At 60.3% G+C, this 14117-nt stretch carries 12 protein-coding genes; 8 read left to right on the top strand and 4 right to left on the bottom strand.

Annotated features, from left to right (window positions below; translation table 11 throughout):
• Positions 1-141: 141 nt before the first annotated feature.
• Entirely contained in the window at positions 142-999 is an 858-nt protein-coding gene (locus EC919_RS09025) for a glycine betaine ABC transporter substrate-binding protein (protein ID WP_133773156.1), read from the bottom strand.
• 429 nt (positions 1000-1428) lie between these two features.
• Between EC919_RS09025 and EC919_RS09020 the strand changes: the two genes are divergently transcribed.
• Complete coding sequence (locus EC919_RS09020; protein ID WP_133773154.1) at positions 1429-3027, top strand: glycosyl hydrolase family 17 protein; 1599 nt, start codon at positions 1429-1431, stop codon at positions 3025-3027.
• A 596-nt stretch (positions 3028-3623) separates the two neighbouring features.
• Here EC919_RS09020 and EC919_RS09015 read toward each other — a convergent pair.
• Positions 3624-3989, bottom strand: a complete 366-nt coding sequence (locus EC919_RS09015) for a hypothetical protein (protein WP_133773153.1) — start codon at positions 3987-3989, stop codon at positions 3624-3626.
• A gap of 221 nt (positions 3990-4210) precedes the next feature.
• On the opposite strand from EC919_RS09015, the gene EC919_RS09010 reads away from it, so the two are divergent.
• From EC919_RS09010 to EC919_RS09000, 3 genes are all read left to right on the top strand, one after another.
• The gene (locus EC919_RS09010; protein ID WP_133773151.1) at positions 4211-5509 is read left to right on the top strand and encodes a serine/threonine protein kinase; all 1299 of its coding nucleotides are present in this window, start codon (positions 4211-4213) and stop codon (positions 5507-5509) included.
• Positions 5502-6305, top strand: coding sequence for an MlaA family lipoprotein (locus EC919_RS09005; RefSeq protein WP_133773149.1), 804 nt, complete (start codon positions 5502-5504; stop codon positions 6303-6305). The genes EC919_RS09010 and EC919_RS09005 overlap by 8 nt, the downstream gene beginning before the upstream one ends.
• Positions 6306-6778: 473 nt before the next feature.
• Positions 6779-7633 (top strand): pirin family protein, encoded by an 855-nt coding sequence (locus tag EC919_RS09000; RefSeq protein WP_133773147.1) that lies wholly within the window; start codon positions 6779-6781, stop codon positions 7631-7633.
• Positions 7634-8196: 563 nt separating this feature from the next.
• Here the strand turns inward: EC919_RS09000 and EC919_RS08995 are convergent.
• Both EC919_RS08995 and EC919_RS08990 read right to left on the bottom strand, forming a co-directional pair.
• The gene (locus EC919_RS08995; RefSeq protein ID WP_133773145.1) at positions 8197-9429 is read right to left on the bottom strand and encodes a patatin-like phospholipase family protein; all 1233 of its coding nucleotides are present in this window, start codon (positions 9427-9429) and stop codon (positions 8197-8199) included.
• 19 nt (positions 9430-9448) lie between these two features.
• Entirely contained in the window at positions 9449-10381 is a 933-nt protein-coding gene (locus EC919_RS08990; RefSeq protein ID WP_133773143.1) for a lipid A biosynthesis lauroyl acyltransferase, read from the bottom strand.
• 142 nt (positions 10382-10523) lie between these two features.
• Between EC919_RS08990 and minC the strand changes: the two genes are divergently transcribed.
• From minC to EC919_RS08970, 4 genes are all read left to right on the top strand, one after another.
• A complete protein-coding gene (minC, locus tag EC919_RS08985; RefSeq protein ID WP_133773141.1) occupies positions 10524-11270 on the top strand; it encodes a septum site-determining protein MinC in 747 nt (248 codons plus the stop codon).
• A gap of 199 nt (positions 11271-11469) precedes the next feature.
• Complete coding sequence (gene minD / locus EC919_RS08980) at positions 11470-12282, top strand: septum site-determining protein MinD (protein WP_037013830.1); 813 nt, start codon at positions 11470-11472, stop codon at positions 12280-12282.
• Positions 12282-12536 (top strand): cell division topological specificity factor MinE, encoded by a 255-nt coding sequence (gene minE / locus EC919_RS08975; protein WP_037013831.1) that lies wholly within the window; start codon positions 12282-12284, stop codon positions 12534-12536. The genes minD and minE overlap by 1 nt, the downstream gene beginning before the upstream one ends.
• A 152-nt stretch (positions 12537-12688) precedes the next feature.
• Entirely contained in the window at positions 12689-13324 is a 636-nt protein-coding gene (locus tag EC919_RS08970; RefSeq protein WP_133773139.1) for an RluA family pseudouridine synthase, read from the top strand.
• Positions 13325-14117 lie beyond the last annotated feature (793 nt).

The following is a 14117-nucleotide window of genomic DNA, read 5'->3' as shown; positions in this document are numbered from 1 at the left end:
GTATTAGAACGACATTAGTTGATGTTCGAAGGATTGCCTCTTTTACCCGCGTTAGATTGCGCCTTAAAGCTGCGGCAATAAAAAACCGCCTGGCGATGGCTCACCAGGCGGTTCGGTACGACGTTAAATCTTTGTGACCCATTACTTACCGGTCCAGTCCTTGACGCGATCCGGGTGCTTGGCGACCCAATCCTTGGCCGCCGCTTCAGGCTTGGCGCCGTCCTGGATGGCGAGCATGACTTCGCCGATTTCATCCTTGCTGGTCCACTGGAATTTCTTCAGGAAATCCGCGACGTCCGGGGCCTTCTTCGCCAGATCCAGGCTGCCGATGTTGTCGACGGTTTCAGCCGCACCGTAAACGCCCTTTGGGTCTTCGAGGAACTTCAGCTTCCACTTCGCGAACATCCAGTGCGGCACCCAGCCGGTCACCGCGATGGATTCTTTCTTGTTTTCGGCGCGGGTCAACTCGGCAATCATGCCGGCGCCGGAACTGGCCTGCAGTTTGTAACCGTCGAGGCCGTAATCCTTGATCGCCTGTTCGGTCTTGATCATCACGCCGGAACCGGCGTCGATGCCGACGATTTTCTTCTTGAAGGATTCATCGGTCTTGAGGTCCGCCACCGAGTTGGCTTTCACGTACTCAGGCACGATCAGGCCGATTTTCGCGTCCTTGAAGTTGGGGCCATAGTCAGTGACTTTGTCCTTGTTCTTGGTCCAGTACTCGCCGTGGGTCACGGGCAGCCAGGCCGACAGCATCATGTCCAGTTTGCCGGTCGCGACGCCCTGCCACATGATCCCGGCCGCAACGGCCTGCAGCTTCACCGGATAACCCAGTTTCTGCTTGATCACCTCGGCGGCCACGTTGGTGGTTGCAACACTGTCGGACCAGCCATCGACGTAACCGATGCTCAGCTCGGGTTTGGCGTCGGCATGGGCCAGCGTGGCACTGATGGCCAGTGCCAGCGCGGCACCGACACCCAGGATTTTTCGCATCGTCATTTTCACTTCCCCGGTAGTCCAGAACCCGACAGCGGTCGGGTATCGTTAACGTTCTTATAACGTCGCACTCGCGCCCTGGTTCGGGGCAAGCCACGCGTTTCACGCTTCCACCACGTGCCTGCGCAGATGCAATCGCTGCGTGGACGATTGATCATCGACCCCCACACACCTCGTGCCTTTCCTGCCAGCGACACCCAGCCACCCGGTAAACGACATCACCGCGCCATCAACGACAGACAGGTCGTAAAGAGGCTAGCGATTCGTCCGGAAATTGCATGATGAGTGAGGAGGTCAACGCTTGCCCGGGATGGCGGACCGTCAGCTGACATTTCCATCGACTGACACAGCGCATTTCGCGGGCAAGCGCGCTCCTACAATGGACGACTTGCGGTGCTAATATGCCGCCCTTCGCCCCACTTCGGCCCCATCATGTCCGCAACGTCCCGCTCGCCTGTCGTCCTTTATCTGTTCTCCTGTGTGATTGCCCTGCTTGGCCTGTGCGGCTATTGGTACTGGCTGGGCAAGCCGGTGATTCTGCCAGACGCCGCCACGCCGACCCATAAACTGCAATGCGCGTCCTACACGCCGTTCGACAAGGATCAATCGCCGTTCGATCAGCCGTTTACCCTGCGTCCCGCACGAATGGACGCAGACCTTGCGCTGCTCGCGACGCGCTTTGAGTGCGTCCGCACCTATTCCATGACCGGCATGGAGGCGCTTCCCGACATCGCCCGCAAATACGGCCTCAAGCTGATGCTCGGCGCCTGGGTCAACGGCAATCCTGTGGACACGGCCAAGGAGATCAAGGCGCTGGTGACGGCGGCGAATACCCACCCGGATGTGGTGACGGCGGTGATCGTCGGTAACGAAAGCCTGTTGCGCAAGGAAGTCACCGGCGCACAACTGGCCACCCTGATTCGTCAGGTGAAAGCGCAAGTCAAACAGCCGGTCACTTATGCAGACGTCTGGGAATACTGGCTGCAATACCCGGAAGTCGCGCCTGCCGTGGATTTCCTGACGATCCATCTGCTGCCGTACTGGGAGGATGATCCCACCGGCATCGACGAAGCCCTGGCCCATGTCGCGCAGATCCGCGAAACGTTCGGCAAAAAGTTCGCGCCCAAGGACATTCTCATCGGCGAGACCGGCTGGCCCAGTGAAGGCCGTCAGCGTGAAACCGCGCTGCCCAGCCGGGTCAACGAGGCCAAATTCGTTCGTACTTTCGTCGCGATGGCCGAGCAGCACGGCTGGCACTACAACCTGATCGAGGCGTTCGACCAGCCATGGAAGCGCCAGTCCGAAGGCGCAGTGGGCGGTTATTGGGGCCTGTTCGACGCGGATCGTCAGGACAAGGGCGTGCTGGCCGGTCCGGTATCGAACCTGCCGTTGTGGTCACTCTGGCTGACGGTCAGTGGCGCAATCGCCGTGCTGGCGCTGGCGTGGGCGGGTCGTGTCAATCGCCCACGCAGCGCGCTGATGCTCCCGTTGCTGGCGGCATTCGCCGGTTGCTGCATCGGCACCTGGGGCGAACTGGCCCGGGTGACCAGCCGCTTCGCCGGGGAATACCTGTGGGCAGTGGCGCTGGTGGCGCTGAATCTGCTGGTGCTCGCCCACGCAGCGCTGGCGTTGTCAGCCCGCGCTGGCTGGCGCGAGCGCGCGTTCGCCATGCTGGACGCCCGGGCCGGGTGGTGGTTGTACGCCAGCGGGTTTGCCGCGGCGGTGATGATGCTGGCGATGGTGTTTGATCCGCGGTATCGCAGCTTCGCGACCGCGACGCTGTGGCTGCCGGCGCTGGTCTATCTGGTCCGCCCCGTCGCGGCACCGCGCCGGGAGATCGGCCTGCTGATGTTCATCGTCGGTATCGGTATCGTGCCGCAGCTGTTTCGCGAAGGCTTGAGCAATCCCCAGGCGTGGGCGTGGGCGGCGGTGAGTCTGCTGATGGCGCTGGCACTGTGGCGCAGCATGCGCATTGGCGCTCCGGTCAAGGCGCCGAACAATGCGCAGAAGAGCGCCGCCGAGGCTGTGTAACCGAGTGTGCCGTGGGACGGATACATTGTGTTACCGCCGAGGGGCTGAAATGCTCGCAGGCGGGTAACACGGAAACAAAATTCCGTTACACAGCAGGTGTGCCAATTGATCGGATTTCGCAAGCCACTGATTTAAAAGGGATTGCGAAAGTTGGCACGCACCCTGCTATATCTCCTGCATAACAAGAACAAAATGTGAAAACCCAATAAAAATAAGATGAATCGGCTCTGACATAACAAGAACAACGGCACAGAGACGCAGCCAACAGATTTTTTTGGAGTAGAAACGCTTTACCGAGGCCCCGGCCTCGCAGCCCGACAGAGAACTCCAAAACTACCCCCAGGTAGCGGCCAGAACGGGTTGGATCACCTCTCGCAGAAGAGGAATCAAAGCAGGTCAGCGCTCAAAAAAATACGTTTGCTCTTGTATCCCGTATGGGGATCACCGAAGACGCTGTAGAGGGACCGGTTGCCAATAACAACAACAGACCGCCCTACAACAATAAGAAAGAGCACGTGCAACGATTTAAAGGGGAGCCTCGGCTCCCCTTTTATGCTGTCTGGGGTTTAGCGTTTTCGGTCAGGCTCCTTGTGAAGTCAGGCTTGTTGATTACGCACCAGCCGCAACCCGGCAATCACCACCGCGAACACCGCCAGACTGGCCGTGTACAGCACCAGCGCCACTATTCCCAGCAGCAAGCCAACGACCGCGAGCGCTCGCCCGAACTGACGTGGCACAAAGAAAGCGACCAGCGACGCGATCAGCGCGCCCCATCCGAACACGCCGAAGTGAATCAACAGGCCCAGGTTCGAGCGCAACTGGCACTGCCATTTCGACGCTTCGTCTGCACAGATGCCTACCCATTGCACGTCTTCCATCAGGCCGTAGCGCAAGCCATAACTGACGGCCAGCCACAGCACCAGCATAGAAAACAGCACCACCAACCGCAGACGACGGGACACGACACACTCCAGAAAATAACCAACGGCGCGCAGCATAGCCGCAGGCGCCCGGGCAAAACCATACGGCTAATAAAAAGCACGAGCAGACAGGCCAGAAGTGCCATAACCTGTATCGTCGCGGAGGGTCATGCGAGAGTCACTTGCCGTCACGGCACTTTGGCACTACACCCGTGTCATAGCCTGCGTATTTCAACAGCACATCATTCCCAAGGGATTCAGTCATGCTTCGTTTTCTGCGCCTCGCCGCCTTATCAGGCGGCCTGTTTTTGAGTGCGTCCGTGATGGCGGTCGATATCGATCCGTCCAGCTATGGCTTCCCCTTGACCAATCCGTTCGAAGCGACCATCGCCACGACCCCACCGGATTTGCGTGCCAAGGTGCCTGAAGACGCCGACATCGATCAGGACGATTACAGCCTCACCATGCGTCCGGAGCGTGAGTTCACACTGCCGGACAACTTCTGGGCTGTGAAGAAACTGCACTACCGCCTCGCCAAACAAGACCACCCTGCACCGCTGATCTTTCTGATTGCCGGCACCGGCGCGCCTTACAACAGCACCCTTAATGAATACCTGAAGAAGCTTTACTACGGCGCGGGTTACAACGTCGTACAGCTTTCGTCGCCTACCAGTTACGACTTCATGAGCGCCGCCTCACGTTTCGCCACCCCAGGCGTGACCAAGGAAGACGCCGAAGACTTGTACCGCGTTATGCAGGCCGTTCGTGCTCAGCAGTCCAAACTTCAGGTCACCGAGTATTACCTGACCGGCTACAGCCTCGGCGCGCTGGATGCAGCGTTCGTCAGCAAACTCGACGAAACCCGCCGCAGCTTCAATTTCAAGAAAGTGCTGCTGATCAACCCGCCGGTGAACCTGTACACCTCGATCACCAACCTCGACAAGATGGTGCAGACGGACGTCAAAGGCATCACCAACAGCACCACCTTCTACGAACTGGTGCTGCAGAAGCTGACCCGTTACTTCCGCGAAAAAGGCTACATCGACCTGAACGATGCGCTGCTGTATGACTTCCAGCAGTCCAAGCAGCACCTGTCCAATGAACAGATGGCGATGCTGATCGGCACCTCGTTCCGCTTCTCCGCTGCCGATATCGCGTTCACCTCCGACCTGATCAACCGTCGCGGCCTGATTACCCCGCCGAAGACCCCGATCAGTGAAGGCACCAGCCTGACGCCGTTCCTCAAGCGCGCGCTGCAGTGCGATTTCGATTGCTACGTGACCGAGCAGGTCATCCCGATGTGGCGTGCCCGCACCGACGGCGGCAGCCTGCTGCAGCTGGTTGATCAGGTCAGCCTTTACGCGCTGAAGGATTACCTGGCCAGCAGCAAGAAGATCTCGGTGATGCACAACGCCGACGACGTGATCCTCGGCCCGGGCGACCTCGGTTTCCTGCGCAAGACATTTGGCGATCGCCTGACCGTTTACCCTTACGGCGGTCACTGCGGCAACATGAACTATCGCGTCAACAGCGACGCCATGCTGGAGTTTTTCCGTGGCTAAACGTCTATTGCTTATCGCCGCCCTCCTCTGCGCTGGCGCCGTCCACGCCGCCGACGCGCCGGTGGTTTCCCAGGCAGCTCCGGTCAAGCGGATCGATAACCCGGATGGGTTCACCGAGCCGTTGAAGTCGCTGAAATTCAATCCGGGTCTGGATGCTCAGGAGTTCGAGCGTTCGTCGCTCAACGCGCTGAATGTCTATGATCCGCTTGAGTCCTGGAACCGTCGGGTCTACCACTTCAACTATCGCTTCGATGAGTGGGTGTTTCTGCCGGTGGTCAACGGCTACAAATACGTGACGCCGAGCTTCGTGCGTACCGGTGTCAGCAACTTCTTCAGCAACCTGGGCGATGTGCCGAACCTGCTGAACAGCCTGCTGCAGTTCAAGGGCAAGCGTTCGATGGAAACCACCGGCCGCCTGATCGTCAACACCACACTGGGCATCGCCGGACTGTGGGACCCGGCGACCATGATGGGTTTGAAGAAACAGAGCGAAGACTTCGGTCAGACCCTGGGTTTCTATGGCGTGCCTGCCGGTCCGTACCTGGTACTGCCGATCCTCGGTCCATCCAACCTGCGTGACACTGGCGGCCTCGTCTTCGACTTCACGGCTGAATCGCAGATCAACTTCCTCAACGTCGCCCAGGTCAGCGAAGACCATCCCGAACTGTACTTGCTGCGCGCCATCGACCGTCGCTACACGACCAGCTTCCGTTATGGTCAGATGAACTCGCCGTTCGAGTACGAGAAAGTGCGTTACGTGTACACCGAAGCCCGCAAGCTGCAGGTGTCCGAGTAACGTGATCTGAAAACTGCCGGCACTGCTGGCAGCAAGATCTGTAGGACTGGCTTTAGCCGGGAAGGCGTCGGTTGACGCGCTATCAAATTGCGGTGTGACTGCACGCTGTGCATTTTGGTAGGACCGGCTTTAGCCGGGAAGAGGCCCCTCGGCATGCCATCAGACTCGTGGTGTTAATGCCGGCGTCTGCCCGGCTAAAGCCAGTCCTACACGTGCGCGGTCCGCGCCGGTGGAGCTATGTCGGATGTTCGGGCCTCTTTGCGAGCAAGGTGGAGCGCCACCCCGGTCACTCCCACATGGACAGTGTCTGCCGCGCGACCTCGCTCCGTCTGGATGGGGGGTCTCCTACAATCTTCGAAACAAAGCCTGCAACCCATCACCAAACCCGATCATTCCCCCGCAAAAACGTCACCCATCCATCGCCCCAACAGGCCTACCATAGGCGCCATTCCCCTTCTGCCGGAGTGAGCCCCATGCCTCAATTTCGTAAAGTGCTGTCGATCCAGGCCGGCCAACCGACGTCGGACGGCGCTGGCGTCAAGCTGACCCGTGTGTTCGGCGGTCAAGGTATCGAAGCGTTCGACCCGTTCCTGATGCTCGACGAGTTCGGTTCCGAGAACCCCGACGAATACATCGCCGGCTTCCCTCCGCACCCCCATCGCGGGTTTGAAACCGTGACCTACATGCTCGAAGGTCGCATGCGCCATGAAGACCACATGGGCAACGTCGGTCTGCTGCAAGGCGGTGGTGTGCAGTGGATGACCGCTGCGCGCGGGGTCATTCACAGCGAGATGCCTGAACAGGAAGAAGGCGCTATGCGCGGCTTCCAGCTGTGGCTCAACCTGCCAGCCAAATCGAAGATGGGCGAGGCCGGTTACGACGACATTCAGCCCGAGCGCATTCCGCGCATCACCACGCAGAACGGCGTCGATGTTGTAGTGATTGCAGGTCAGTTCGACGACGGCCAGACGTCCCAGGCAGGCGCCGTGCAGCGTCCGGACACCGAGCCGCAGTATTTCGACTTCCACATGCCCGCCGGCAGCCACATCAGCCCGCGCGTCGCCGAGGGCCATCGCGTGCTGCTGTACGTGTATGAAGGTGAGGTCGAGATGGCAGGCCAGCCGCAGAAACTCGGCCAGAGCCGTCTCGCGAGATTGTCGGAAAGTGGTGAGATTCATCTGAATACCCAGGCGGGCGCCCGCGTGCTGCTGATTGCCGGCAAACCCTTGGGCGAACCGATCGTGCAATACGGCCCGTTCGTGATGAACAGCCGTGAAGAGATCGAACAAGCCCTGCGGGATTTCCGGGATGACAAACTGACGGCGTGATCGCTTCCTACCTTGCAGGAGCGCGCCTGCCCTCGAATGCGATCTGCCTGAGACAACGATGGCGCCTGACACAGCGCATTCGCCAGCAAGCCGGCTCCCACAGGTTTGTGCCTGACGCTGAAATCCCGGCCAACGCAAATCCGTAGCAGGAGCGCGCTTGCCCGCGAATGCGATCTGCCTGAGACAACGATGGCGCCTGACACAGCGCATTCGCCAGCAAGCCGGCTCCCACAGGCTTTGTGCCTGACGCTGAAATCCAGGCCAACGCAAATCCGTTGCAGGAGCGGCAGATGATGAGGTCTCGTGACGGACACACTGGCCCCTTCCCGGCTGAAGCCGGTCCTACGAAAACATTGCGTTTGCCTCGTAGGACCGGCTTCAGCCGGGAATGCGTCCGGTGTCGCACCGCAGAGTTAATGACGTATGCAGATCCGAATGTAGGAGCGCGCTTGCCCGCGAATGGGGTATGCCTGCAATGGATGGGGTGACTGACACACCGCCATCGCGGGCAAGCATGCGCCTACAGTGAACTGCGGCCGCATTGAATCACCCGGGGCAGAGATTCACTCCAGCCGCAAAAACCGCCTCAACTCTTCCTGCTGGGCCATCGCGTCGCGGCGGCCCAGCTCGATGAGCTCGCTGCAATAACCCGACTCGAACAGCAGATAGCTCAGCACCCCCGCCCCACTGGTCTTGGTCGCACCCGGGCCGCGCAGAAACGTGCGCAGCGCCGGGGGCAATTCGCGGCGATGACGGGCGGCGATTTCATCGATGGGCTGGCTGGGCGAAATCACCAGCACTTCAACCGGCGCCAGGGACTGAATGGGCGTCGATTCTGACGACTGCGGCCTGGGCACCTCGGGCCCGGGCAGCATGCGGCTGACCAGATTCAGCCGTTCCAGCAGTTCGATGTCACTCTCCAGGCTGTCAATGAACGTGCTGTTGAGCATGTGCCCGCCGATCTGCGCAAGACTCGGTTGCACGCCACGGACCGCGCGCGGCACAGGCGGATTCGCGCCAGGGCCACGGGGGTTACCGCTGACGCCCACCACCAGCACGCGGTTGGCGCCCAGGTGCAGCGCCGGACTGATTGGCGCCGACTGCCGCACCGCGCCGTCACCGAAATATTCCTGCCCCAGCTTCACGGGCGCGAACAGCAAGGGAATCGCCGAACTGGCCAGCAGATGGTCGATTGTCAAACGCGTCGGCAGGCCGATCCGGCGATGCCGCAGCCAGGACTCGATGGTGCCCTTGCCCTGATAAAACGTAACCGCTTGCCCCGACTCATAACCAAACGCGGTGATTGCGACCGCGCGCAGATGCTTGGCTTCAATCGCTTCGTCGATGCCGTCGAGGTTGAGCCGCGCGGTCAGCAGATCCTTGAGCGGTGAACTGTTGAGCAGCGCCACCGGTACTTGTTGACGACCGATGCCTAACAGGCTGCGACCGAAGAATCGCGCCGCCTGCCGAACGACGCCGGGCCAGTCACTGCGCAACACCTGATGGCTGCGAAAGCCCTGCCAGAAGTCGGTCAATTCGTGGATCGCGGTACGAAACTGCGCAGCACCACTGGCGAGCTTCACCGCATTGATGGCCCCGGCGGAGGTGCCGACGATGACTGGAAAAGGATTCCTGGCGCCGACGGGCAGCAGGTCGGCGATGCCGGCGAGCACGCCCACCTGATACGCCGCGCGGGCACCGCCGCCGGACAGGATCAACCCGGTGACAGGCTCGACGCCGGGAGCCAGGGCTGAGGCCTGGCGCACCGCTTGTTGTTCTGTGGCGCTTGTCGTCATGGGGTCTCAGCTCTCGGTTTCAGCCACGCTTCTTGTACAGCTTCGGCTCACCCGGCGGCCGACTCTTGAATCGCCGGTGCGCCCACAGGTACTGCTCGGGGCATGCGGTGACGGCGCGCTCGACCCATCGATTGATGCGAATGCAGTCCGCCTCGTCGCTCTCCCCCGGAAAATCGCTCAGCGGCGGATGGATCACCAGCTTGTAGCCACTGCCATCGGCCAGACGCTCCTGAGTGAAGGGCACGACCAGCGCGTGGCCGAGCTTGGCGAATTTGCTGGTGGCCGGCACGGTGGCGGCCTGAATGCCGAACAGCGGCACGAAGATGCTCTGCTTGGCGCCGTAATCCTGATCCGGCGCATACCAGATCGCCCGGCCCTTGCGCAGTTGCTTGATCATGCCGCGCACGTCCTCGCGCTCGACAGCGATTGAATCCTTATTGTGACGCTCGCGGCCGCGACGCTGCACGTAATCGAACAGCGCATTCTTGTGCTCGCGGTACATGCCGTCGATGGTGTGTTGCTGACCGAGCAGGGCCGCGCCGATTTCAAGGGTTGTGAAGTGCAAGGCCATGAGGATCACGCCCTTGCCGTCCAGCTGCGCCTGCTTTAAATGATGAAGGCCTTCGATGTGCGCCAGCCGCGCAAGACGGGGTTTGCTCCACCACCAGCTCATGGCCATCTCGAAAAAGGCAATGCCGGTGGAGGCGAAGTTTTCCTTGAGCAGGCGTTTGCGCTCGGCTTTCGAATACTGGGGGAAACACAGTTCCAGGTTCCGCGCGGCAATCACCCGGCGATCGGTCGCCTGGTAATACATCACCCAACCCAGCGCACGGCCGATCACCAGTAACACACGAAACGGCAACTGCACGATCAGCCAGAGCAAGCCCAGCCCCAGCCACAGCAGCCAGAAGCGGGGATGAAGAAAGTGAGCTCGAAAACGCGGGCGATCCATTACAGCTTCCGTCAGGACAAAGGCGGGCATTCTACATCGGTTCGCGCGGATCGTGCCGCCGTCGGTTGCGCCTCCCTTGCGGCTGGCGGGCGTTATCGTTATAAGTCTCGGCACTTTTAGCGACAAGCCGCTGTATGCCGACATGAGCCAAATCGAATTGCAAGACAAGGACCCCGTGTTCCAGCTGAAGGGCAGCATGCTGGCCATCACTGTGCTGGAACTGGCCCGCAACAACCTCGAAGCGCTGGATCGTCAACTGGCGGCCAAAGTCGCCCAGGCGCCTAATTTCTTCAGCAATACACCGCTGGTGCTGGCCCTCGACAAACTGCCTCCGGATGAAGGCGCGATCGATCTGCCGGCGATGATGCGCATCTGCCGTCAACATGGTCTGCGCACCCTGGCCATCCGTGCCAACCGAATTGAAGACATCGCCGCTGCCATTTCCATCGATCTACCGGTACTGCCGCCTTCAGGCGCGCGCGAGCGACCCCTCGATCCGACGGAAGGCGAAATCAAAAAGAAGCCGGAAATCATTGAAAAGCCGCCCGAGCCGCTGATCAAGCCGACCAAGATCATCACGGCGCCTGTCCGTGGCGGCCAGCAGATCTACGCCCAAGGCTCCGATCTGGTGGTGATTTCCTCGGTCAGCCCCGGCGCCGAGCTGCTCGCCGACGGCAACATTCATGTGTACGGCCCGATGCGCGGCCGGGCGCTGGCGGGTATCAAAGGTGATACCAAGGCAAGGATTTTCTGCCAGCAAATGGTCGCCGAACTGATCTCCATCGCCGGCCAGTACAAGGTGTCCGAAGACCTGCGCCGGGATCCGCTGTGGGGTGCCGGTGTGCAGATCAGTCTCTCCGGGGACGTGTTGAACATCACCCGTCTTTAACGGATACTGCGCCATTTTTAAGCCACTCTGATTCGTCGCGAAAACGACGCGAAGGCACCGGGACGTTCGGGATATTTTTTTGTTCTCCCGAACAGGAATCCTTCACGGGTTCCGATCACCGCCCTCGCCCGCTTTAGTTGCGCCGTCACGAGGGGCTCTTCAGGGACTCAACGTCCTTTTCCTCTAGGGGTGATACACCTTGGCCAAGATTCTCGTGGTTACATCCGGCAAGGGTGGTGTGGGCAAGACCACCACCAGCGCCGCCATCGGTACCGGTCTCGCACTGCGCGGCCACAAAACGGTCATCGTCGACTTCGACGTCGGCCTGCGTAACCTCGACCTGATCATGGGTTGCGAGCGTCGCGTCGTTTATGACTTCGTCAACGTAGTGAACGGCGAAGCCAACCTGCAGCAAGCGCTGATCAAGGACAAGAAGATCGAAGGTCTTTACGTCCTCGCCGCCAGCCAGACCCGTGACAAAGACGCGCTGACCAAGGAAGGCGTGGAAAAAGTCCTGATGGAACTCAAGGAAACCTTCGAGTACGTCGTCTGCGACTCCCCTGCCGGTATCGAAACGGGCGCTCACCTGGCGATGTACTTCGCCGACGAAGCCATCGTCGTGACCAACCCGGAAGTCTCCTCGGTGCGTGACTCGGACCGCATGCTCGGCCTGCTGGCCAGCAAGTCTCGCCGCGCCGAGCGTGGTGAAGATCCGATCAAGGAGCACTTGCTCCTGACCCGTTACAACCCTGAGCGCGTGAGCAAGGGCGAGATGCTGGGCGTTGAAGACGTCAAGGAAATCCTGGCGGTCACCCTGCTGGGCGTGATCCCGGAATCTCAGGCCGTACTCAAGGCGTCCAACCAGGGCGTGCCGGTCATCCTTGATGACCAGAGCGACGCCGGCCAGGCGTACAGCGATGCCGTTGACCGTCTGTTGGGCAAGGACCGTGAGCACCGCTTCCTGGACGTACAGAAAAAAGGATTTTTCGAACGCCTGTTCGGGGGTAACTGATGAGCATTTTTGACTTCTTTCGTGCCAACAAAAAGCCCAGCACCGCGTCGGTAGCGAAAGAGCGTCTACAGATCATCGTGGCGCATGAACGCGGCCAACGCAGCACCCCGGATTACCTGCCCGCCCTGCAGAAGGAGTTGGTCGAGGTGATCCGCAAGTACGTCAATATCGGTAACGATGACGTGCATGTCGCCCTTGAAAACGACGGCAGCTGCTCGATTCTGGAACTGAATATCACCCTGCCTGATCGTTGATCGAGAAGGCAGTCGCCACGGCGGCCCGGTTGCCTGAATCCCTTTGCGGAATCAGGTAAGCGCGCCGCCGTTGGCGTTCCTGAAGACCTGTTTTCTGCGCCGCGATGGCTCTTGCGATCGTGCGGCACCTGTTTGAGTGATGAGGCTGTTCCATGCCGCTGTCCAACGTTCATATCCTCCATCAGGACGACGCTGTCCTGGTGGTGAACAAACCCACCCTGCTGCTCTCAGTCCCTGGTCGCGCTGACGATAACAAGGACTGTCTGATTACCCGCCTGCAGGAAAACGGCTACCCCGAAGCGCGAATCGTCCATCGGCTGGACTGGGAAACGTCCGGGATCATTTTGCTGGCCCGTGACGCGGACACCCACCGTGAGTTGTCCCGGCAGTTTCATGACCGCGAGACGGAGAAGGCCTACACGGCGCTGGCGTGGGGTCAGCCAGACCTGGACAGCGGCAGTATCGATTTGCCGCTGCGTTACGATCCGCCGACCAAGCCGCGTCATGTGGTGGATCATGAGTTCGGCAAGCATGCGTTGACGTTCTGGAAGGTGCTGGAGCGGTATGACACCCATTGTCGGGTTGAGCTGACGCCGATCACGGGGCGGTCGCATCAGTTACGGGTGCATATGTTGTCAATCGGGCATCCTTTGTTGGGCGACGGTTTGTATGCGCACCCGGAGGCGCTGGCGGCGTATCCGCGGTTGTGTCTGCATGCAAGTATGTTGGCGTTTACCCATCCGGGGACGGGCGAGCGTTTGCGGTTTGAGTGTCCGGCGCCGTTTTGATGTTTTTAGTCAGAACAGACTTAAGATCAAGAACATCTGCCTAACGGCAGATCATTTCGCCTTCGGCGAGTTACTTGGAAAAGCACCCCAAGTAACCAAGGGTGCTTGCTCTCGGTTTGGCCCTTCCTTCGTCAGGGTTCCTTCACTCCGGTCTTGCTCCGTGGGCCCGCTGCCATCCGCCATCCATGGCGGGGGGCAGCGGGCCCACGGAGCGAGACCTGCGTTCAGCCTGCACCAAAGTCGCGATTGGCGGTGTATGGTCTTTTTGCGTATGAAGATCAAAAGCTTCCCGGCTAAAGCCGGTCCTACAACAGCACCGCGTACACCCTGTGGGACCGGCTTTAGCCGGGAAGAGGCCCGTCTGGGCACCATCAGTTTTGCGGTGTATCCGATGACGCCTTCCCGGCTGAAGCCGGTCCTACAACAGCACCGCGTGCATTCAATGAAGTGGGGGGTGACTCCGACTGTAGGACCGGCTTCAGCCGGGAAGCTTTTGATCTGCTTTTGATCTTCATACACAAAAGGCTCAGTCACCGCCAAATCGCGACTTGGGTGCAGGCTGAACGCAGGTCTCGCGCAGTGGGCCGAGCCGCAGGGATGCGGCGAGAGCCGCCCCCCGCCATGGATGGCGGATGGCGGCGGGCCCACAGAGCGAGACCGAAGTGAAGGGACCCCGAGGCACGAGGGGCCAAACCAGGAGCAAGCACCCTTGGTTACTTGGGGTGCTTTTCCAAGTAACTCGCCGAAGGCGAAACAGTCTGCCCCCAGGCAGACGCTTTTGATCTTAAGGATC

It is taken from the genome of Pseudomonas graminis (genome assembly GCF_004364335.1).
Lineage (GTDB): Bacteria > Pseudomonadota > Gammaproteobacteria > Pseudomonadales > Pseudomonadaceae > Aquipseudomonas > Aquipseudomonas graminis_D.
Note: the sequence above shows the minus strand (reverse complement) of the source record. Positions and strands in the feature narration are given on the sequence as shown.